The following is a 19,571-nucleotide window of genomic DNA, read 5'->3' on the forward strand; positions in this document are numbered from 1 at the left end:
GCCTAGCGGCGCGCCTCGCCCGTCAGGAGAGGGGTGATCCGGCGCACCGTCACGCGGCGGTTCTGCCTCTCCGGCCCGTCGGTCGGCACCTTGAGGTACTGCTCGCCGTAGCCCTGCGTGACGAGGTTCTCCGGCGGAATCTCGAAATTCTCCGACAGCACGATCGCCACCGTTTCGGCCCGACGGTCCGACAGCGCCAGGTTGGACAGGTCCGATCCGACCGCATCCGTGTGGCCCTCCACCAGGAAGAGCTCGTCCGGATTGCGGGCGATCAGATCCTCCATGGCGCGTCCCACGAGGGCAAGTTCGCGAATCTCGCTACGCGAGATGGCGGCGCTGCCCGTATCGAAGGTGATCGCGTCAAGGTCGATGCGGCGGAGCTTGTCGCGCAGGCGCGAGCTGTCGCGCACCTCGTCCAGCGTATAGGCCCGCTCGACCTGTTCGACCGGCGGGGCGGCAAGCGCATCTTCCAGATCGTTTGACGACGCGCCGCCCATATCGACGATGTAGCGCTCGCGCGGCATGTCGTAACGCACCGGCGGCATGTCCCGGTCGAAACGCTCGCGAGGTCCGCGCTGGCGCGGCCCGGCCCAGCGATCGTCGATCAGCACGACCTCGCGGCCGTCCGGCCCGACGCGCGTGCGCCGAATGATCTCGCCGTCATAGTCGCGCACCGTGATGATCTGGGCGCCGTTCGGCCGCGTGACGACGGTACGGGTGCGGCCCTCGCCGAGATCCTCCACATCGACGTCGCGGGCCCGGCGCAAGAGACGGTCCGTCTCGCTGTCCGAGCGGATGTAGCGCTGGCCGTCGCGTTCGATCACCACACGGTCGCCGAAGCTCTGGATGACCTGCCCGGCAAGCACGCCCGCGGCCGCGCCGACGGCGGCGGCCGCGCCGGTCCTCAGGGCGTCGTTGCCGTCGTTGCGCTCTTCGACCTGCCTGCGCTCGCGGCCGAGCTTCTGGCGCAGCTCCTGCACCTGCGGGTCGAGCGCTTCGCCCTTGACGCCAAGCTGCTCGGGAGCCGCGCTCGCCTGCGGCTGCACCGGCTCGCTCGCCGCGCCGGGAGCGGCCTGGGTTTCCTCCGCCGGCTTCGGCGCCGGCTGCTCTGTCTCAGAGCTGGTCGGAGCCACGGCACCGGGCTGCGGCTCTTCCGTGCTCTGCTGCTGCACCTGCGGCTGCGTCTCTTCGACGGGCTGTGTCTCTTCAGCCGTCTGATCGGCCGGCGCCTCGGCCTGGCCGGCCTCCGGCTGGGCTTCCTGCGTCTCGGCGGGCGGGCTCTGCGGCTCTTCCGCCGCGGGCGCCTCGGCAGCTCCCGGCGCGCTCTCCTGCGTCTCCTCGGGCGGGGGAGGAGCCTCCTCCGCAGCCGGCTGCTCCTGCGTCTCGGCGGGCGCCGGTTCTTCGGCGGGCGCCGGTTCTTCGGCTGGCGCGGGCTCCGCCGCCCCCGGCTGCGGCTCTTCCGCTGGCTGGCTCTCTGCAGCGGCCTGCGCGGCAGCAAGTTCCTGCTGCGCGGCCGCGACATTGGCCTCCGCCGCCTCCACGCCTTCACCGCTTGCGCGGGCGGCTTCCAGCGCCGCTTCGGCGTCCGCGAGCTTCTGCCGCGCGACTTCGACCTGCAATTCGGTGGAAGCGCCGGCCTGCGCCAGGACGATCGTCCCGTCGGCAGCCATCGCTCCCTCGGCCGCAATGGCCGGGATCGGCAGCACCAGCGCGGTGCTGATCATGAGTGTCGATAATTTCATTGAAAACTTCCGTTCGTCCGAGCCCCCTCGGTTACGAAGAAAATCAAATGCCGGGGAATTGTTCCCCCTTCAGGGCAGGACGGCGGCCTCAATATGTCCGGGCAGCTCGTAGCCGTCCGGCAGGATGAGCCGGTGCTCGCGCCTGCCGACAGGCGAAAATCCCATCCGCTGGTAAAGCGTCAGCGCCGAGGGGTGGTCCATGGTGCAGGTATTGACCGTCATGACCTCCGCCCCGCGCGAAAAACCCTCGCTCACCGCCACGCCGAGCAGCCAGGCTCCGAGGCGCTTTCCGATCCATTCCGGCATCAGGCCGAAATAGGCGAGATCGACCTTTTCGCGGTTGGAGAAATCGAGCTCGAAAAAGCCGGCCGGCGCCCCGTTGCCGTAGAGCACCGAGATCTCGACTCCCTCCCGGTGGATCACGCCGGAAAGCTCTTCGTCCGACATGGCGAGCCGATCGACCCAGACGTGCTCGCGCCCGATCGTGGCATAGAGATAGCGATAGAAATGCAGCGGACAGTCCTCGACACCCATCAGGGCCAGGCTGAAGCCGCTCGGCTGGGGCGGCAGCCGTCCGGGCACCGCGCGCATCTGAAGGTCGGTGATGACCGTGGCGACGTAGCGCTCGCTCATGCTTCGCCGCGCTCCACCGGCGTGTCGGTGCGCCCGCCCCATTCGGTCCACGAACCGTCGTAGACGGCCGTATCTTCCTTGCCCGCGGCGGCGAGCGCGAAGGAGAGGATCGCGGCCGTCACGCCCGAGCCGCAGGAGGTGACGACCGGCTTCTGCCAGTCCACCCCGGCCGCCTCGAAAAGCGCTCGGATCCTGTCCTGCCCGACGAGGCGCTGCGGCTCGCCCTCGGCGAACAGCGCATCGAAGGGAAGATTTCTCGATCCTGGAATATGGCCGCTCTTGAGGCCCGCCCGCGGCTCGGCCGCCTCGCCGCGAAAGCGGGCGGCGGGACGGGCATCGACCACCTGCTCGCCGCTGCCGTTGAGCGTGCCGCGCACGCGCTCGATATCGGCGACGCCGGCCGCATCCAGGCGGGGCGTGAAGCGTGCGGGCGAGGGCGAGGGCGCGGGCGCCTCGAGCGGATATCCCGCCGCCTTCCAGGCCGGCATGCCGCCCTCGAGGATGCGCACCTCGCGCGCCCCGAAAGTTTTCAGCGTCCACCAGACGCGCGGCGCCGAAAAGAGCCCCATCCCGTCATAGACGACGATGGTGCTCGTCTCCGAAAGGCCGAGCGCGCCTGCGGCCTCGGCGAACTTCTCCGGCGCCGGCAGCATGTGCGGCAGCTCGCTCGATGTGTCGGCGATCGCGTCGATGTCGAAATAGACCGCACCGGGGATGTGGCCCTCGCGGTATTCGGCCTTGGCGTCGCGCCCCTGCGCCGGCAGGTACCAGGACGCATCGACCACGCGCACGGCATCGAGATTCTCGTGGAGCCATTCCGGGCTCACCAGCAATTCGGGCATCCTATCCCTCTATCCTGAGGCGGATGCGCCGGTTCTGCCGGCCCTTTTTCTCCACCTTTCCGATGGCGAGCTTACCGATTTCTCCGGTGGAGCGAACATGCGTTCCGCCGCAGGGCTGCAGATCGACCGACCCATCCTCGCCGATCGCCACCAGCCGCACGCGGCCCGAGCCCGTCGGCGGCTTGACGCTCATCGTGCGCACCAGATCGGGATTGGCGGCCAGCTCCTCGTCGCTGATCCAGCGGGTCGTCACCGGATGGTCGGCCGCGACCAGCGCGCCGAGCGCCTCCGTCAGCTGTTCCTTGTCGATCGCATCGGCGTCGGCGATGTCGAAGTCGAGCCGGCTCTCCTCGGAGCCGATCGAACCGCCGGTGACGGGGTAGGGGATCAGCGAGCAGAGGAGATGCAGCGCCGTGTGCATGCGCATATGCCGGTTGCGACGATCCCAGTCGAGGAACGCCGTCACGGTCTCGCCGGGCTCCGGCAGGTCGTCCGGGCGGGTGGGAACGTGGATGATCTCGCTGCGGTCCTCGCCATAGACGGTGGCGCCGATAGGGATCTCGCGCGAGCTCAGCACGAGCCGGCCAGTATCGCCGGGCTGGCCGCCGCCGGTCGCGTAGAAGACGGTGCGGTCGAGGACGATGCCGCCGCGCTCGTTGACGGAGACGATCTCCGCCTCGCAGCTCCTCAGATAGGCGTCGTCGCGGAAAAGGGGCTCGCTGGAGCCGCTCATGCTCAAACCTCCTCGAAAGGTATGTCGATCTCGGGCCGGCGGCCGAGCCAGGCCGGCACCGGCAGATCCTTGGAGCGCAGGAACTCCGGATTGAAAAGCTTGCTGGCGTAGCGCGAGCCGTAGTCGCACAGGATCGTCACGATGGTATGGCCGGGGCCCATCTCCCGCGCCATGCGCATCGCGCCGGCGACGTTGACGCCCGACGAGCCGCCGAGGCAGAGCCCCTCATGCTCCACGAGGTCGAAGACGACGGGGATCGCCTCGCTGTCCGGGATGTTGAAGGGCATGTCGACCGGCGCGCCTTCGAGATTGGCCGTGATGCGCCCCTGGCCGATTCCCTCGGTGACCGAAGAACCCGAAGACTTCATCTCGCCATCAGCGAACCAGTTGTAGAGCGCCGCCCCGTCCGGATCGGCAAGGCCGATCTTGATCGCCGGATTCTGCTCCTTCAGATAGATGCCGCAGCCGGCGAGGGTGCCCCCCGTACCGACCGCGCAGATGAACCCGTCGACCTTCCCGTCCGTCTGGCGCCAGATCTCCGGGCCCGTATGCTCGATATGGGCCTGGCGGTTGGCGACGTTGTCGAACTGGTTTGCCCAGATGGCGCCGTTGGCTTCCTCCGCCGCCAGCTTCTCGGCGAGCCGGCCGGAGACCTTCACGTAGTTGTTGGGATTGCGGTAGGGCGCGGCCGGCACTTCCAGAAGCTCGGCGCCGGCGATCCTGAGCGCCTGCTTCTTCTCCTCCGACTGCGTCTGCGGAATGACGATGACGGCCCGGTAGCCGAGCGCCTTGGCGACCAGCGCGAGGCCGATGCCCGTATTGCCGGCCGTGCCTTCCACGATCGTTCCCCCCGGCCGCAGCAGGCCACGCGCCTCCGCATCGCGCACGATGGAAAGGGCCGCGCGATCCTTCACCGACTGGCCGGGATTGAGGAATTCCGCCTTGCCCCAGATCTCGCAGCCGGTCTCCTCGGAAGCACGGTTGAGACGGATCAGAGGAGTGTTGCCGATCGTCTCCAGCACGGAGGCGGCGGTCTGTGGCGGCATGGGCTGTTTCCTCTGCTTCTTTCGGCGCGGCGCCGCGAACCGGAAAGCTAGGCGCGCGCAGGGCAGGGTGCAAGGCGATCGGGCGGGCATGGGAGCGCCTTGCCGGGCTCGCGCCTCCCGGCCGGGGCAAAGCCTTGAAGACGGTTGCGGAACCGGATTGCAGAGGTCTGAAAGTATTCAAACGTTAACGCTAAACGCCCGCATCGCTTGAGCTTTTTCTCCCGAAGATGTCTACAACTTTCCTCAAATTTACGCGGCACGCAGGTCGCATGAAGACGCCGATCCAAGGGGCGCGGAGGAGTTCGAATGGCGCAGGAACCGATTATTCTCGACTGGCAGGACAAGCACGCCGAACTCTTCGGCAATCACATGATCCGGCTGAAGCATCGCCTGCACGAATCCCCGATCTTCACCGACGAGGCGCTCGCGCGCCTCATCGAGCGCATTCCGCGCGAGCACTACCACGTCAACACGATGAACCAGGAGTTCCACGACCCGACGAGCTGGCGGGACGGCGAGATCTCCGGCGTCAGCGGCGAGGAGGTCCTCGCGGCCGTTCGGGGTGGCAAGATCTGGGTGCTTCTGCAGCGGGTCGCCGAGGTCGATGCGGGCTACAAGGCGGCGCTCGACCAGGTCTTTGCCGAGTTCGAGGAAAAGGTCCCGGGCCTCAAGACCTTCAAGCAGAAGATGAGCATCCTCATCTCCTCGCCCAAGATCCAGGTCTACTACCACTGCGATATCCCCGGTCAGTCGCTCTGGCAGATCCGCGGTCGCAAGCGCGTCTACATCTATCCGAACACGGCGCCTTTCCTGCGCCAGGAGGCGATGGAGAAGATCGTCCTCAACGAGGCCGACGAGCAGGACACGCCCTACCAGCCCTGGTTCGACGACTACGCGCAGATCGTCGACCTGGAGCCGGGCGAGATGCTGCACTGGCCGATCAACGGTCCGCACCGCGTCGTCAACTACGACTGCCTCAACATCTCCTTCACCACCGAGCACTGGACGACGGCATTGCGCAACCGCTATGCCAACCACTATGCGAACGGCATCCTTCGCCGCTCCTTCGGCGTCAGCAACCCGCAGATTTCCGAGGCGGGGCCGGCGCTCTGGGCCAAGCTGGCGCTGGCGGGAGCGCATCGCTTCACCGGCATGCAGAAGAAGAATCGCCTGACGTACAAGGTCGATTTCCGGGTCGATCCGAAGGCACCCTTCGGCATGCGCGACATCGAAGCTTACGAACTGGCGAAGTAACCGCTGAAATGGCGGACGGAGAGGCGGAGAATCGTGATTGGGCAGGAAGGGCCGCATGGGAGGGAACCGCCGGCCCGCTGGTCGATCCGACGGATCGTCTCTCTTGCCGAGATGGAGGCCATCGGCGCCGACTGGCGCGCCCTTGAGGATCGCGCCGCCGACCCGCTGACCTGGTTCCAGAGCTTTGAATGGTGCCGCGCCTGGTGCGCCTTCTATGCGCCCGAGCCGGGCGAGGGGGCGGCAATCCGCATCTTCACGGCATGGCAAGGCGAGCGCCTCGTCATGGTGTGGCCTTTGATGCTCGCGGGCGAGGGTTCGCCCGTGCGGCGCCTGGAAGGCCTCACCGAGCCGCACGGCCAGTACGGCAACGTCCTCCTCGATCCGGCGCTCGGAAACGACACGGGCGAGGTTCTGCGCACGGCTTGGGCGCAGATCTGGAAGAGCGAGCGGCCCGACGCCTTTGTCCTCGGCAACGTGCCCGAAGGCGCGCTTCCGCCCGCCTTCTCGCAAGGGCAGGAAATCGCCACCGTCGCGGCCGGCGTGATCTCCGCCATGGACCTGACGCCTTTCGCCGGCTCCTACGAGGCCTATCGCGCCGCGCTCAAGGCAACGACACGAAGGGCCCGCAACAAGCGACGCAACAAACTGGCCGGCCTCGGCACGCTCGCCTACGAGGTCCATTTCGGCGGCTCGAAGGAATATGAGAGCCTCGTCGGCCTGGGTATCGACATGAAGCGCGACTGGCTGCAGCGCACCGGTCGCGGCACGCGCGCCCTCAAGCTCCCGCATGTCGTCGAGTTTCTGGCGAGCCTGCATGGCAGCCCGGCCGGCGGCGCGCTCGCAGCCGCCCTGACGCTCGACGGGCGACCGATCGCCATCGAGATCGGCTTCCTCCACCATCGCCGCTTCTATTCCTATCTCGGCGCCTTCGACTGGGAACTGCGCGACCTGTCACCCGGCAAGGTGCAGCTTGAAGAAGCGCTACGCTGGTCGATCGAGTCCGGCGTCGAGGTCTATGACCTCCTCGGCGATCCTTCGAGCTACAAGATCGACTGGTGCAACGTCACGACGCCGATCTTCGCCTACCAGGCCTCGGCCTCCCTGAAGGGCCGCGCCTATCTCGACATCTGGCACGACCGTCTTCGCCCCGCGCTGAAGCGCGGCTTCGAGAAAATGCCTCTTTCGCTGCGCTCCCGGCTCCTTCCGGGGGCGGAAGCCTCCGTGCGCCTCGGCGCCCTGACCGACCGCAAATGAGCCAGGGCGGCCAGGCGGGAACCAGACAACCGTGAGCCTCCAGTCCAGAGCCACAGGCATCCTTGCGGCCCTCCCGCTGCCGCAGGGCATCCGCCGGCGCGTGGAAGGCATGCTCGAGGGCGAGGGGGACTTCCTCGGCAATGCGGGCATCGCCTTCGCCATCCGCATGAGCGGCGCCGGCATCGGCTTTGCCCTGCAGGTGCTGCTCGCGCGCCTGCTGCCCCTCGATGATTACGGGCTTTACGTCACCTTCTGGACCTGGCTGATCCTCGCCGGCCAGATCGCGGCTCTCGGCTTCAACGATTCCGTCATCCGCTTCTTGCCGCGCTACCTGGAGCGCTCGCGCCTCGACGACGCGCACGGCTATCTGACGACGGGCTTCTTTTTCGTCGTCTTCGGATCCGCGGCAATCGCGACCATCGGCCTTGCCCTCATCTGGGCGCTGCCGTCCATCTATCCCGACGGCGACCCGCGCTGGATGCTGCTCACCCTCTTTTTCATCGGCATCCCGTTCATGGCGGTCGAGCTCTATCTCGACGGCATCGCCCGCAGCGTCGGCCTCTTCGTGCTCTCCGCGGCGCCGGCCTTCATCGTCCGCCCGGTGCTGCTCGCATCCAGCGTCGCCCTTCTGGCGCTCCTCGGCTTTGAAGTCGAAGCGGCGCTCGCTCTGGCGGCCGCCATTGCCGTCACCGGCGCGGTAACGATCGGCCAGGCGATCATGCTGCGGGCCCGCATCCGCCGGCAGTTCACCGGCACGCAGACCCGGCCGACCGCGCCCCAGAAGAAGCGCCGGCTCTGGCTCGCCGCGACCCTGCCGCTCACCCTCGTCTACGGCGTGGAGGAAATCTACCTCGTCTCCGACATCCTGCTTCTTGGCCTTCTCGGCGATCCCGGACAGGTCGGCATCTACTTCACCGCCGTGCGCCTGATGGCGCTCGCCGGCTACGTCTATTACGCCTTCATGCTGATCTCGAGCCGCGAGTTCTCGCTCGCCCGCGCCCGGCGCGATCCGCAAGAGCTGCAGGCGAGCGTCACCAAGGCGACACGCTGGACCTTCTGGCTCACCGTGCCGACCGTTTGCGGCCTGGTCGCGCTCGGCTATCCGCTCCTGTCGATCTTCGGGCCGGCCTACACCGCCGGCTACGGCGTGCTGGCCGTACTCGCCCTCGGCCTCCTCGCGCGCGCCTCGGTGGGGCAGGCGGGAGACCTCCTCGTCGTCCTCGGCTACCAGAAGACGACGCTGGTCGTGGCGGTCGGCAGCCTCCTCCTCAACGCCATCGTCACGCTGGCCCTGCTGCCCTCGCTCGGCATCATGGCCGCGGCGATCGGCACCGTCGCCTCGCAGGCAGGCCGGGCGGCCGCGCTCGCCTATCTGGCGCAGCGTCACGCCGGCGTGGCCACCTTCGTGCTGGCGGCCCGCCGCACCCCGAAGCTGCCCGGCACGGCGCGCCCGTCCTGAGTCTGTCCTGAGAGTGCCTTAAGCGGCCGTCTCGTCGACGATCTCCGCGCCCGGGCCGTTCTTCTTGACCGAATTGACCGCGTTCTTGGCGCTGGTCTTCGACTTGTAGGTCTCCGAGCGGACCATCGTCTCGCCATTCGAGGCCACAAAGCGCACGAAGGTCTGGCCGTCCTTGGAAGGGGCGATCTCGAAGCGGTAGCCCTTGCCCTTTTCGTCCTTGCCAAGGTCGACGACCGGCGCGTCCGGCGCATTCTTCTTCAACGAGGCGATGCAGTTTTTCGCCGCCGACTTCTCCGTGTAGCTCTCCGACCAGACGATCACCTCGGCATTGTAGACGAACTGCACGCCGAACTGCTTCTTGGCGCGGCTGACGATCTTGAACTTGTGCGGCATCGTTTCCTCCTTGGCGGGTTTGCGGCTCCCTTGGCCTGACAAGACTAGCCGCAACCGTGCGCGAGGAAAGCCTGCCTTTGCCGGGAAAGCCACAGGAAATCGCGCCACGCGCGAGTTCTGGCCCGAACACGCCTCAGGCGGGATCGCGCGAGCGGTCGCCATGCCGGCGCGTGCCGTCGGGCCGGAAGGTCAGCCCGAGATCGACGCCCCGTTCCCCGAAACGCCGGCGAATATCGTCGACCGCATGTTCCACCTTCGCCCGCCGCGCCGCCGCCGGATCGAGCAGATCGTCCGGATCGGCGGCCGCTGCGTCCTGCAATTCGCTGACGCCGATGCCGAGAAGGCGGTAAGCCGTCCCGTTGATCTCCTTTAAGAGCAGCTCCCGCCCGGATCGAAAAATGCGGTCGGCGAGCGCCGTCGGGTCGGGCAGGGTGCGGCTGCGGGTATGCGTGCGGAAATCGGAGGTCTTCAGCTTGAGAACGACGGTCTGGCCGGAAAGCCCGGCGGCCTTCAGCCGTGCCGAGACCTTTTCGGAAAGCCGCCGCAGCACCGGCAGGAGCTCCCCCTCGCTCGCAATATCCTCCTCGAAGGTGGTTTCCGCCGAAATGCTCTTGGCGGCCCGCTCCGGCTTCACCGGCCTTGCATCGAGGCCGCGCGACAGCTGCGCCAGCCGAAGCCCGATCGCCCCGTAGCGCCGGGCGAGCACGCTCTCCTCGATCGTCTGGATCTGCCCGATCGTGGCGATGCCGTCCTTCTCCAGCCGCTGCTGCATCGCCGCGCCCACGCCCCAGATGATGGAGACCTTCTGCCGGGCGAGGAAGGCCGTCGTCTCGGCCCGGCCGAGAATGGAAAAGCCGCGCGGCTTGTCGAGATCGGAGGCGATCTTGGCAAGGAACTTGTTGTGGCTGAGCCCGACGGAGACGGTGATGCCGATTTCCTTTTCTACCCGCGTCGCAAAGCCCGCCAGCACGCCGGCCGGCGGCGCTTGGTGCAGCCGCTCCGTGCCGGAAAGGTCGAGGAAGGCCTCCTCGATGGAGAGCGGCTCCACCGCCGGCGTCAGCTCCAGCATCATCGCCCGCACCTCGCGCCCGACGGCGGCGTATTTCGCCATGTCCGGCTTGATCACGACCGCCTCCGGGCAGAGCCGGCGCGCCTTGAACATCGGCATCGCCGAGCGCACCCCCTTGATGCGGGCGATGTAGCAGCAGGTGGAGACGACGCCGCGCTTTCCCCCGCCGATGATCACCGGCAGATCGGCGAGCGAAGGATCGTCGCGCTTCTCGATCGCGGCATAGAAGGCGTCGCAGTCGATATGGGCGATCGACAAATCAAAGAGCTCGGCATGGCGGAGCGTCCTCGGCCCGCCGCAATTCGGGCAGCGCGGCGATGCGCCCTCAAAGCGCGTCAGGCAGTCGCGGCAGAGGGCGGGCCCGGCGCTCATGGCCGTGGCGCCGGCCCGCTATCGTCCTGCCCGCGCTCCAGCACTTCCGCGGCCCTCGCGATCTCCTGCGGCTTCAGCCCGCTCGCGGCGGCGAAATCCATCAGATCCGGCTCGTGCGCGGTCAGGAAGGCGAGGGTGGCGGCCAGGAATCCCGGCTCGCCCGCCGCGCGCCGCAGGCTCTGCACCGTCAGCCCGGTCAGCTGAAGGTATCGCGCGCACAGCTTCTCCGACGACCCTATATAGGCAAGTGCCGAGACCGCGATGTCCTCGGCCTTTTCCCGGCTGACGCCCTTTGCCTGAATCATGCCGTGTTTGCCTTTCCTTAAAAGGCTTCCCTCACAGTAGGCCCGGGTAAGGGAAGGGCTCAACACCGCGGCTGCTACCCGTCCCCAAGAGGCTATGAAGATGCCCAAGACAGTCATGATCGTTGAAGACAACGAGCTCAACATGAAGCTCTTCAACGATCTGTTGAAAGCCAAGGGCTATGCGACTCTCCCGATGCGCAACGGCTACGAAGCGCTCGAGACGCTCAAGTCCGAGATGCCCGATCTCATTATCATGGACATCCAGCTGCCGGAGATCTCCGGCCTGGAGGTCACGCGAATCATCAAGCAGGATGACGGGTTGAAGCACATTCCCGTCATCGCGGTGACTGCCTTCGCCATGAAGGGCGACGAGGAGCGCATCCGCCAGGGCGGCTGCGAAGGCTACCTGTCGAAGCCGATCTCCGTCGCCTCCTTCATCGAGAATGTCCGCAGCTATATCGGCGACGCCTAGGAGGCTGGCTTGACCGGACGTATCCTCGTTGTCGACGACGTGCTCGCCAATGTGCGCCTCCTGGAGGCGCGGCTTCAGGCGGAGTATTTCGACGTCCGCACGGCGCTGAACGGCGAGGACGCGCTGGAGATAGCCCGCCGCGAGCGCGTCGACCTCGTCCTCCTCGACGTGATGATGCCGGGAATTTCGGGCTTCGAGGTCTGCCGGCTCCTCAAGCAGCAGCCGGAAACCGCCCATGTGCCGGTCGTCATGGTGACGGCGCTGGATTCGGCCGCCGACAAGGTGACGGGCCTGCAATGCGGCGCCGACGACTTCCTGACCAAGCCCGTCAGCCGTACCAGGCTGCTCACCCGCGTGCGCAGCCTGGTACGGCTGAAGAGCGTCACCGACGAGCTCAACCTGCGCGCCGCCGCCATGCAGTCGGTCGGCGTCGATCCGCGCGAGATCTTCACCGCCCCGCAGATGAAGGGCGCCCGCATTCTCGTCGTCGACGACCGCGAGACCTCCATCCGTCACCTCCACAAGGCGCTCGGCCGCAAGGTCGAGGCGGAGTTCGTCAAGACCGCCCCGGAGGCGCTGGAGGCCGTCGAGACCGGCAACTGGGACCTCTTCATCATCAGCCTGTCGCTGACGGGGGCAGACGGACTGCGCCTCTGCTCGCAGATCAAGGCGATCGATCATCTGCGGCACATTCCGATCCTCATCGTCACCGACGAGAACGAGAACGCCAAGCTGCGCCGGGCGCTCGAATTCGGCGTCAACGACTATATCGTGCGCCCGCTGGTGGAGGCGGAGCTGCGCGCCCGCGTGACGACCCAGCTGCGGCGCAAGCGCTACACCGAGCGCCTGCGCGCCATGGTGACGAATGCCGTCGAGCTCGCCATCACCGATCCGCTGACGAGCCTGCACAACCGGCGCTATCTCGACAGCCATCTGAGCTCGCTGCTCGATCGCTCGGCCGAGGCCGGCAAGCCCGTTTCCGTGCTCCTCTTCGACATCGATTTCTTCAAGTCGGTCAACGACCGCTACGGCCACGACGCCGGCGACGACGTTCTGCGCGAATTTTCCGCCCGGCTGAAGAAGGGCGTGCGCGGCATCGATCTGGCGGCCCGCTTCGGCGGCGAGGAATTCGTGGTCGTCATGCCCGATACCGACCTCGATCTTGCCGCCCCGATCGCCGAGCGCCTGCGCCGGGATGTGGAGGCCGCGCCCTTCGTCACCCGCTCGGGGCTGGAGCTCCCGATCACCGTCTCGATCGGCCTTGCCTGCCTGGAAGGCAAGGGCGAGGACGCCGATCGAATCATCAAGCGGGCCGACGCGGCGCTCTATGAGGCGAAGGCTGCCGGGCGCAACCGCGTCGTCAAGGCGGCCGCCTAGCCCCCTGGACGCGGGTTTCGCCTGACGCTGCGGAATTTCCCACCTGTTGCAGCCCTGCAGCAAGCTTTGCGCAAGAATCTATTAACCATGTTCTGGTGAGCTTGCGGCGATCGGGGAAGATCGCAGAAAAGGGGCGCACCGAAATGCTGAATGCCACTCTCTACCAGACGGTTCTTCTGGAGCTCTACGAGCGGTTTTCTGGCGGCTCCCTCCCGGCCTGGGTCATCGACGGCCTGGTCGAGGAAGGCTTGGCAAGCAGCTCGGAGACGGGCGAGATCGTCCTGGCGACGAGCGTCAACCGCTACCGTCTTTCATCCTACCGCACGCCGCGCCTGGTCGCCGCCGGGGCCTGAGCCCCGGCAAGCCGATCAGCCTTCGGGCTTCGTCTCCGCTTCGTCCGTGGTCTCGGCGGAAGGCCTGGCGCTCGCATGGGTGTGCGGTCGCCAGCCGGTCTTCTCGCGCATCCACTGGAAGACGCCGAAGAGAAGCGGGATGAGGAAGATGCCGATCGTCGCCGCGCCGATCATGCCGGCGAAGACGGGAATGCCGACCGCCTGCATGGATCCGGCTCCCGGCCCCGACGCCCGCACCAGCGGCACGAGGCCCGCGATGAAGGCGAAGCTGGTCATCATCACCGGGCGGAACCTGAGGCGCGCGCCTTCCACGGCCGCATCGTGCAGGCTCCAGCCTTCCTCACGCTTTTCCAGCGCGAAGGCGTTGATCAGGATGGCGTTCTTCGCCGAGAGCGCGATCAGCACGATGACGCCGATCTGCGCATAAAGGCTGAAGTTCTCGCCGAGATACCAGATTGCCAGGAGGGCGCCGAACATGGCGCTGACCGTCGAAAGCAGCACCGGGATCGGCACGTTCCAGCTCTCGTAGAGCGCCACCAGGAACAGGAAGGCGAAGATCACCGCCGCCGCGAGGACGTAGGGCGTCTGGCCGGCAGACTGCTTCTGCTCCAGCGCCTGGCCCGTCCATTCGTACGAATAGCCGGACGGCAGCGTCTGGGCGACCCGCTCCATGGCCGTTGTCGCATCGCCGTCGCCGAAGCCCGGCGAAGGCGAGCCCTGGATCGAGACGGAGCGATAGTTGTTGTAGCGCGTCAGGCTGCGCGGGCCGACGGCAAGGTCGGCGCGCGCGAAGGTCGACAGCGGCACCATCTCGCCGCTGGAATTGCGCACCTTGATGTCGGAGATGTCCGACACGTTGCTGCGATACTCCTTCTCCGCCTGCATGCGCACCGTCCAGGTACGCCCGAAGAGATTGAAGTCGTTGATGTAGTAGCCGCCGAACGTCGATTGAAGCGCGGTGAAGATGTCGTTGATGGACACGCCCAGCGCCTGCGCCTTGGTCCGGTCGATATCGAGCCTGATCTGCGGCGTCTCGGCCTCAAAATTGGCGTAGACGCGGGCGAGCTCGGGCTGCTGGTTCGCCTGCACGACGAGGCTGCGCATGACGGCCGCGAGCTCGGCCGGATCCTGGCCCTGCAGCGCCTCCAGCACGAACTCGAAGCCGCCGAACGAGCCGACGCCGGAAATGGCCGGCGGCTGCAGCGGGATGAACTGCGCGTCCGGAATGGTGGAAAGGCCGCCGTAAAGCCGCCCGATGACCGCGCCGATGGAAAGGTCCGGGGTCTGGCGCTCCGCATAAGGCTTGAGCCCCAGGAAGATGATGCCGGCATTGGAGGCCGCGCCGCCGCCCAGAAGATCGAAGCCGAGCACCGTGCCGATGCTTTCCACCCCCGGATCCTGCGCAATGATCGCCTCCGCCTTCTTCGCCGCGATATCGGTGCGGTTGAGAGAGGCGCCGGAGGGCAGGTTCAGGATGACGATGACGAAGCCCTTGTCCTCGTTCGGCAGGAAGCCGGCCGGCGTCTTGAAGAACATGTAGCCCGTCGCCGCGCCGAGCGCGGCGAGTGCGACGAGGCTGATCACGGCGACATTCATCAGCTTGCTGATGATCCAGGCGTAGCCGTGGCCGATCTTGTCGACGCCGTGGGTGATCGCCCGCATGAACGGCAATGGCTCGCCCGAGCGCAGGAAGAGGGCGCACAGCGCGGGCGACAGCGTCAGCGCATTGACGGCCGAGATGACCATGGCGGCGGAGATCGCGACCGCGAACTGCCGGAAGAGGGCGCCGGACGAACCGGGAATGAAGGCGACCGGCACGAACACCGACAACAGCACGAGCGTGATCGCGACGATCGGCCCGACGATCTCGCCCATCGCCTTGTGGGTGGCTTCGTTGGGCGTGAGATGGGGATCTTCCTCCATCACGCGCTCCACGTTCTCCACCACGATGATGGCGTCGTCGACGACGATGCCGATGGCGAGAACCAGGGCGAGCAGGGAGATCGTGTTGGCGCTGTAGCCGAAGCCGTACATGATCGCGAGCGCGCCGATGATGGCGACCGGCACGGCGATCATCGGAATGAGCGTGGCTCTCAGCCGCCCGATGAACACGAACACCACGATGGCGACGAGCGCGAAGGCCTCGATGAGGGTGGAGACCACCTTCTCGATCATCGTGCCGACGAATTCGGCCGAGTTGAAGATGTACTTGTACTGGAGCCCTTCCGGGAAGCGGGGGGCGAGCTCTTCCAGCTTCTCCGTCACCCGGTTCGCGACGGTCACGGCATTGGCGCCAGGCGCCAGATAGGTCGCGACGGCGGCCATCGGCGTCCCGTTGTAGCGCGCGATGACGCCGTAGCTCTCCGCGCCGAGTTCCACCCGCGCCACGTCTCCGAGGCGCACCACCGAGCCGTCCGGATTGGAGCGAAGGATGATGTTGCGGAACTCTTCGACGGAGTTGAGGCGCCCCTTTGTGGTGATCGTCAGCTCAAGCCGCTGCTGGTCGACGAGCGGGGCGGCACCGACCTTGCCGGCCGCGGCCTGGAGGTTCTGCGACTGCACGGCCGAAGCGATGTCGGCCGCCGTCAGATCGAGATTGGTCAGCTTCTGCGGATCGAGCCAGATCCGCATCGCATAGTCGCGCTCGCCGAACACCTGGACGTTGCCGACGCCGTTGACGCGCTTCAGCTCGTCGATGACGTTGAGCGAGACGAAGTTGGAGATGAACAATTCGTCGAAGCGGTCGTCGGGCGAATAGAAGAGAAAGACCTGCAGCTGGTCCTGCGAGGCGCGCGTCACGTTGATGCCGACGGAGCGCACTTCGGAAGGCAGCTTGCTTTCCACCTGCGCGACGCGGTTCTGCACGTTGATCGCCGCCACGTCCGGATCGGTACCGAGCTCGAACGTCACGTTGAGCTGGTACGAGCCGTCCGAACTGGAGGTCGACTTCATGTAGCGCATGTTCTCGACGCCGTTGATGGCGCTTTCGAGAGGCTGCGCGATCGCCTGCTCGACGGTCTCGGCGCTCGCGCCGACATACTGCGTAGAGACGCTGATCGTCGGCGGCGCGATGTCCGGATACTGGGCGACCGGAATCACCGCGAGCGAGATCAGCCCGACAAGGGTGATCAGGATCGAGACGACGAAAGCCAGTCGCGGTCGCTTGATGAAGACGTCGAAGATCATGGATGGGTGCTCGAAAGGCGCGCGGTGACGCTACTGGGCGGAGGCTTCGGCCGAGGCCTGCTTGGAAGGCGTCACGTCTTCCGGTGCCACCTCCATTCCGGGGCGGACCTTCTGCTGTCCGGCGACGATGACGCGGTCGCCCTCGGCAAGGCCGTTCGTAACGACGATGGCGGATTCGCGCTGCTCGCCCGTCTCGATGCGCCGCTGCTCGACCTTGTTCTCGCCGTTGACCACGAGCGTGTAGGTGCCCTGCTGGTCGATGAGGAGAGCCGATTGCGGCATCAGCAGCTTCTGGACGGGCTCCTTGGCGGCGATGATCACGTCGACGAGCTGCTTGTCGTAGAGAAGGCGATCCGGATTGGGCATCGACGCCCGCACGATGACGGAATCGGTGCCCTCGTTGGCCTCGATGTTGGCGAAGAGAATCTCGCCCGTCTGATCGTAGATCGCATCATTGCCGAGACGCAGCTTCACCACCACGTCCTTGGCCGCGCCGTTGCTGTTGAAGTCGAGCAGCTGGGCCTGCGGCACGGGGAAGGCGACGCGCATCGGATCCTGCTGCACGATGCGGGCGAGCGAGCCGCTGTCCGGGCCGACGAAGGCGCCCTCGGAGAAGGCCGCCACGCCGATGCGCCCGCTGATCGGCGCATGGATCTCGGTGTAGCCGAGATCGAGCTCGGCCAGCTGAAGCGCCGCCTGCTGCTGCTGAAGCGTCGCATCGGCCTGCTCGCGGGTGGCGCGGGCTTCGTCGAGCGAGGCTTGCGAGCCGGTATTGCGCTGGCGCAGGGTCTGCTGGCGCTCGTAGCTGAGATCGGCGAGCTCCAGCGCCGCCTTGGCATTCTGCACCGCTGCCTTCGCCTGGGTCACCGCCGCCTCGTAGGAGGCCGGATCGATGGTGAAGAGCAGGTCGCCCTTCTTCACCTCGCCGCCTTCCTGGAACTGGCGCGAGCCGAGATAGCCCTGCACGCGCGCGCGCACGTCGACGCTTTCGGTCGCCTCGATCCGGCCGGTGAAGACCTTCTGCTCGGTCACGTCGCCGAGCTTCACTTGCTCGACATTGACCGAAGGCGGGCCTCCGGCGCCGGGGGCTCCCTGGGCGGCTGCGGGCGAGGCGGCAAGGCATGTGAGCGCGACGAGGGCGGCTCTTGCGATCATGGATTTCTCCCTCCCGGACGGGGAGCTCGTGTCGACACAATGGGACATAGAGAAGCACTCAAACTCAATGCGGGCGTCACGCATCCGCGCCGCCCGCTCGGCGGTGACATAAAGCTTTCGCGGCTAAAAGCAAACAGTCGAGTACCGATTTTCGCGCAGTCGTTACCGGATTGCGGTATGGCGTGATCGCGCGCCGCCGCCAGGCTCGCACTCCAACACCGATACCACCATCAGAACATCGGCTGCCAGCCCGGCAAGCGGGCGGGGCAGCCCTTATAATGCCTCTGCGCGCCTCAATCTACGGGGAGCAACATCGATCCTGACAGGTTGGGACCTCGGAGCTGGCCGCGCGGCCTGCCCGTGGACCTCGCCATGGAGCATTCGCGCAACCAAGCGTTCATGCTGTCCGCAAACGAAGGACACCGGTGAACAAATACCACCTAAAATAGCTCTTCTTCACTGAAAGTTTTCTAGTTCAGGTGGAAATTTCCTTTTGATTCCAGCAACGGGGGGCACGCATGAAAGACCGGGGAACGAACGGCTCTGCCGAATTCGAGGTATTCGACCCGATGAACCGCCGCTTTTTCGACAAGGGTCGCGACAGCGCCGATCCATTGGCCTTCCAGATCGCCCGCCTCGAAGCGACCGGACGGCTGATGCGCGGGGATGACAGGCGCAACGTCGAGGAGAGCGCCGAGATTCAGGGCGACGATGCCTCGTCCGGACGCAGGCGCGCCGTGGGCGAGAACGCGCAAAACCGTCGGGGAGGCTGGTGAGCCCTCTGGGGATCGAACCCAGGACCTACTGATTAAAAGTCAGTTGCTCTACCGCTGAGCTAAGGGCCCTCGAAGCGCCGCGGACCCTATTGAGGCCGCCAAAAAGGGTCAAGCCGTTTCGCCGGCCCGGCCCGCCTTGCCGCCGCGGCTTTTGCCCGCTTCGCCCGCCCCGTCCCGCCGGGCGAACCGCGTCGGCCGCGAGGGCAGGGTGGCGAGCATCAGCCCCGGCAGCACGAGCAGGAGGCCGGCGGCGTGGTAAAGGTGGAATTCCTCGCCGAGGAAGAGGATCGCGAGCCCGACGCCGTAGGGTGGCATCAGGTAGAGGAACATGCCCGGCACGCCGGGGCCGAAGCGCGCGACGGCCCATTGATAGCTGGCGAAGGCCAGCACCGAGGGCAGGAGGGCAAGCCCCGCGATCGTAAGCCACGCGCTTGCGCCCGTCGGGACGGCGTGAAGCACGATCATCTCGCCCAGCGCGAAGGGCAGGAGCGCCACCGAGCCGGCGGCCGAGATGGCGGCGATCAGCGAGATGGTCGGCAGGCCGTCGAGGGAAGGCCGCTTCAGGAGCACCGAATAGACCGCCCAGGAGAAGGCGCAGAGAGCGATCAGAAGGTCGCCGCCATTGAAATCGAGGGTGATGAGCCGGGCGAGCTCCCCGCGCAGCACGATCGTCGCCACGCCGAGAAACGCCATGATGACGCCGACGACGCGCCGGAAGGTGAGCGCCCGGCCGCGGAACATCCATTCCAGCAGCAGGATCATCACCCCCGCGGAGGTGTAGATGAGCGTCGCATTGGTGGCGTTGGTGTGCTGGAGCGCGAAATAGACCATCGCGCCGCACACCCACATGCCAAGGAAGCCGAGCAGGAAAACGAGGCCGATCACCTCCCTCAGCTGCCGGCGGTGTCGCCGCAGCCCCTGCCAGGCGAAGGGCAGGAGGATCAGGAAAGCGCCCAGCCAGCGGAAGAAGGCGAGGCTCCACGGCGCCACCTCCGTCACGGCGGCGCGCCCGATGACGAGGTTGGAGCAGAAAAACAGCGGCATGACCGCAAGGAGCGCTGCGTCGCGCAGGCGGCCGGCGGAGACGGACATTGTGAAAGGGGGCCTTTCGGCTTCGGCGGGCCTGCGGTAACGGACGGGCGAATATTGC

The 19,571-nt window shown here is 66.7% G+C and carries 18 protein-coding genes and 1 tRNA gene; 7 read left to right on the forward strand and 12 right to left on the reverse strand.

The features are described 5' to 3' along the window. Nucleotides 1–2 precede the first annotated feature (2 nt). From CLD20_RS04120 to CLD20_RS04140, 5 genes are all read right to left on the reverse strand, one after another. Nucleotides 3–1,742 (reverse strand): OmpA family protein, encoded by a 1,740-nt coding sequence (locus tag CLD20_RS04120; RefSeq protein ID WP_224405329.1) that lies wholly within the window; start codon nucleotides 1,740–1,742, stop codon nucleotides 3–5. A gap of 69 nt (nucleotides 1,743–1,811) precedes the next feature. After that, entirely contained in the window at nucleotides 1,812–2,375 is a 564-nt protein-coding gene (locus CLD20_RS04125) for a GNAT family N-acetyltransferase (RefSeq protein WP_224405330.1), read from the reverse strand. Then, the gene (gene sseA, locus CLD20_RS04130; protein WP_224405331.1) at nucleotides 2,372–3,217 is read right to left on the reverse strand and encodes a 3-mercaptopyruvate sulfurtransferase; all 846 of its coding nucleotides are present in this window, start codon (nucleotides 3,215–3,217) and stop codon (nucleotides 2,372–2,374) included. Before sseA ends, CLD20_RS04125 begins: the two co-directional genes overlap by 4 nt. Nucleotide 3,218: 1 nt before the next feature. After that, nucleotides 3,219–3,950, reverse strand: a complete 732-nt coding sequence (locus tag CLD20_RS04135) for an alanyl-tRNA editing protein (protein ID WP_224405332.1) — start codon at nucleotides 3,948–3,950, stop codon at nucleotides 3,219–3,221. 2 nt (nucleotides 3,951–3,952) lie between these two features. Next, on the reverse strand, nucleotides 3,953–4,996 hold the full coding sequence (locus CLD20_RS04140) for a cysteine synthase A (RefSeq protein WP_224405333.1): 1,044 nt from the start codon (nucleotides 4,994–4,996) through the stop codon (nucleotides 3,953–3,955). Nucleotides 4,997–5,302: 306 nt separating this feature from the next. On the opposite strand from CLD20_RS04140, the gene CLD20_RS04145 reads away from it, so the two are divergent. The 3 genes from CLD20_RS04145 to CLD20_RS04155 are packed head-to-tail and all read left to right on the forward strand — an operon-like array spanning nucleotide 5,303 to nucleotide 8,963. Then, nucleotides 5,303–6,250, forward strand: coding sequence for a cupin-like domain-containing protein (locus CLD20_RS04145; RefSeq protein WP_224405334.1), 948 nt, complete (start codon nucleotides 5,303–5,305; stop codon nucleotides 6,248–6,250). 33 nt (nucleotides 6,251–6,283) lie between these two features. Then, on the forward strand, nucleotides 6,284–7,504 hold the full coding sequence (locus CLD20_RS20350) for a GNAT family N-acetyltransferase (RefSeq protein ID WP_224405335.1): 1,221 nt from the start codon (nucleotides 6,284–6,286) through the stop codon (nucleotides 7,502–7,504). Nucleotides 7,505–7,535: 31 nt separating this feature from the next. Beyond that, a complete protein-coding gene (locus CLD20_RS04155; protein WP_224405336.1) occupies nucleotides 7,536–8,963 on the forward strand; it encodes an oligosaccharide flippase family protein in 1,428 nt (475 codons plus the stop codon). Between the two features lie 18 nt (nucleotides 8,964–8,981). On the opposite strand, the gene CLD20_RS20355 is transcribed toward CLD20_RS04155, so the two are convergent. The 3 genes from CLD20_RS20355 to CLD20_RS04175 all read right to left on the reverse strand — a co-directional run bounded on the left by CLD20_RS20355 (nucleotide 8,982) and on the right by CLD20_RS04175 (nucleotide 11,102). Continuing rightward, a complete protein-coding gene (locus tag CLD20_RS20355; protein ID WP_370636800.1) occupies nucleotides 8,982–9,356 on the reverse strand; it encodes a YegP family protein in 375 nt (124 codons plus the stop codon). Between the two features lie 133 nt (nucleotides 9,357–9,489). Further along, a complete protein-coding gene (locus CLD20_RS04170; RefSeq protein ID WP_224405337.1) occupies nucleotides 9,490–10,797 on the reverse strand; it encodes a DNA polymerase IV in 1,308 nt (435 codons plus the stop codon). Next, nucleotides 10,794–11,102: a DUF3572 domain-containing protein gene (locus tag CLD20_RS04175; RefSeq protein ID WP_224405338.1), complete on the reverse strand. Its 309-nt coding sequence runs from the start codon at nucleotides 11,100–11,102 to the stop codon at nucleotides 10,794–10,796. The genes CLD20_RS04170 and CLD20_RS04175 overlap by 4 nt, the downstream gene beginning before the upstream one ends. Nucleotides 11,103–11,202: 100 nt before the next feature. On the opposite strand from CLD20_RS04175, the gene CLD20_RS04180 reads away from it, so the two are divergent. The 3 genes from CLD20_RS04180 (at nucleotide 11,203) to CLD20_RS04190 (ending at nucleotide 13,304) form a co-directional block, all read left to right on the forward strand. Continuing rightward, complete coding sequence (locus tag CLD20_RS04180; protein WP_224405339.1) at nucleotides 11,203–11,574, forward strand: response regulator; 372 nt, start codon at nucleotides 11,203–11,205, stop codon at nucleotides 11,572–11,574. A gap of 9 nt (nucleotides 11,575–11,583) precedes the next feature. Continuing rightward, nucleotides 11,584–12,951 carry a PleD family two-component system response regulator gene (locus CLD20_RS04185; protein WP_224405340.1) on the forward strand — a complete coding sequence of 456 codons (1,368 nt, stop codon included), beginning with the start codon at nucleotides 11,584–11,586 and terminating at the stop codon, nucleotides 12,949–12,951. 143 nt (nucleotides 12,952–13,094) lie between these two features. Continuing rightward, nucleotides 13,095–13,304 carry a hypothetical protein gene (locus CLD20_RS04190; protein WP_224405341.1) on the forward strand — a complete coding sequence of 70 codons (210 nt, stop codon included), beginning with the start codon at nucleotides 13,095–13,097 and terminating at the stop codon, nucleotides 13,302–13,304. A gap of 15 nt (nucleotides 13,305–13,319) precedes the next feature. Here the strand turns inward: CLD20_RS04190 and CLD20_RS04195 are convergent, their stop codons facing one another. Together CLD20_RS04195 and CLD20_RS04200 are read right to left on the reverse strand one after the other, a co-directional pair. Continuing rightward, on the reverse strand, nucleotides 13,320–16,490 hold the full coding sequence (locus CLD20_RS04195) for an efflux RND transporter permease subunit (RefSeq protein ID WP_224405342.1): 3,171 nt from the start codon (nucleotides 16,488–16,490) through the stop codon (nucleotides 13,320–13,322). Between the two features lie 30 nt (nucleotides 16,491–16,520). Next, a complete protein-coding gene (locus CLD20_RS04200) occupies nucleotides 16,521–17,645 on the reverse strand; it encodes an efflux RND transporter periplasmic adaptor subunit (RefSeq protein ID WP_224405343.1) in 1,125 nt (374 codons plus the stop codon). A gap of 518 nt (nucleotides 17,646–18,163) precedes the next feature. Here CLD20_RS04200 and CLD20_RS04205 point away from each other — a divergent pair. Beyond that, a complete protein-coding gene (locus CLD20_RS04205; protein WP_224405344.1) occupies nucleotides 18,164–18,421 on the forward strand; it encodes a hypothetical protein in 258 nt (85 codons plus the stop codon). Here CLD20_RS04205 and CLD20_RS04210 read toward each other — a convergent pair. Both CLD20_RS04210 and CLD20_RS04215 read right to left on the reverse strand, forming a co-directional pair. Then, nucleotides 18,416–18,490 (reverse strand) — tRNA-Lys (locus CLD20_RS04210). The genes CLD20_RS04205 and CLD20_RS04210 overlap by 6 nt on opposite strands. 39 nt (nucleotides 18,491–18,529) lie before the next feature. After that, nucleotides 18,530–19,513 carry a DMT family transporter gene (locus tag CLD20_RS04215; protein ID WP_224405345.1) on the reverse strand — a complete coding sequence of 328 codons (984 nt, stop codon included), beginning with the start codon at nucleotides 19,511–19,513 and terminating at the stop codon, nucleotides 18,530–18,532. Between the last annotated feature and the right edge of the window lie 58 nt (nucleotides 19,514–19,571).

Origin of the sequence: Afifella sp. IM 167 (assembly GCF_020144925.1) — a bacterium.
GTDB lineage: Bacteria > Pseudomonadota > Alphaproteobacteria > Rhizobiales > Afifellaceae > Afifella.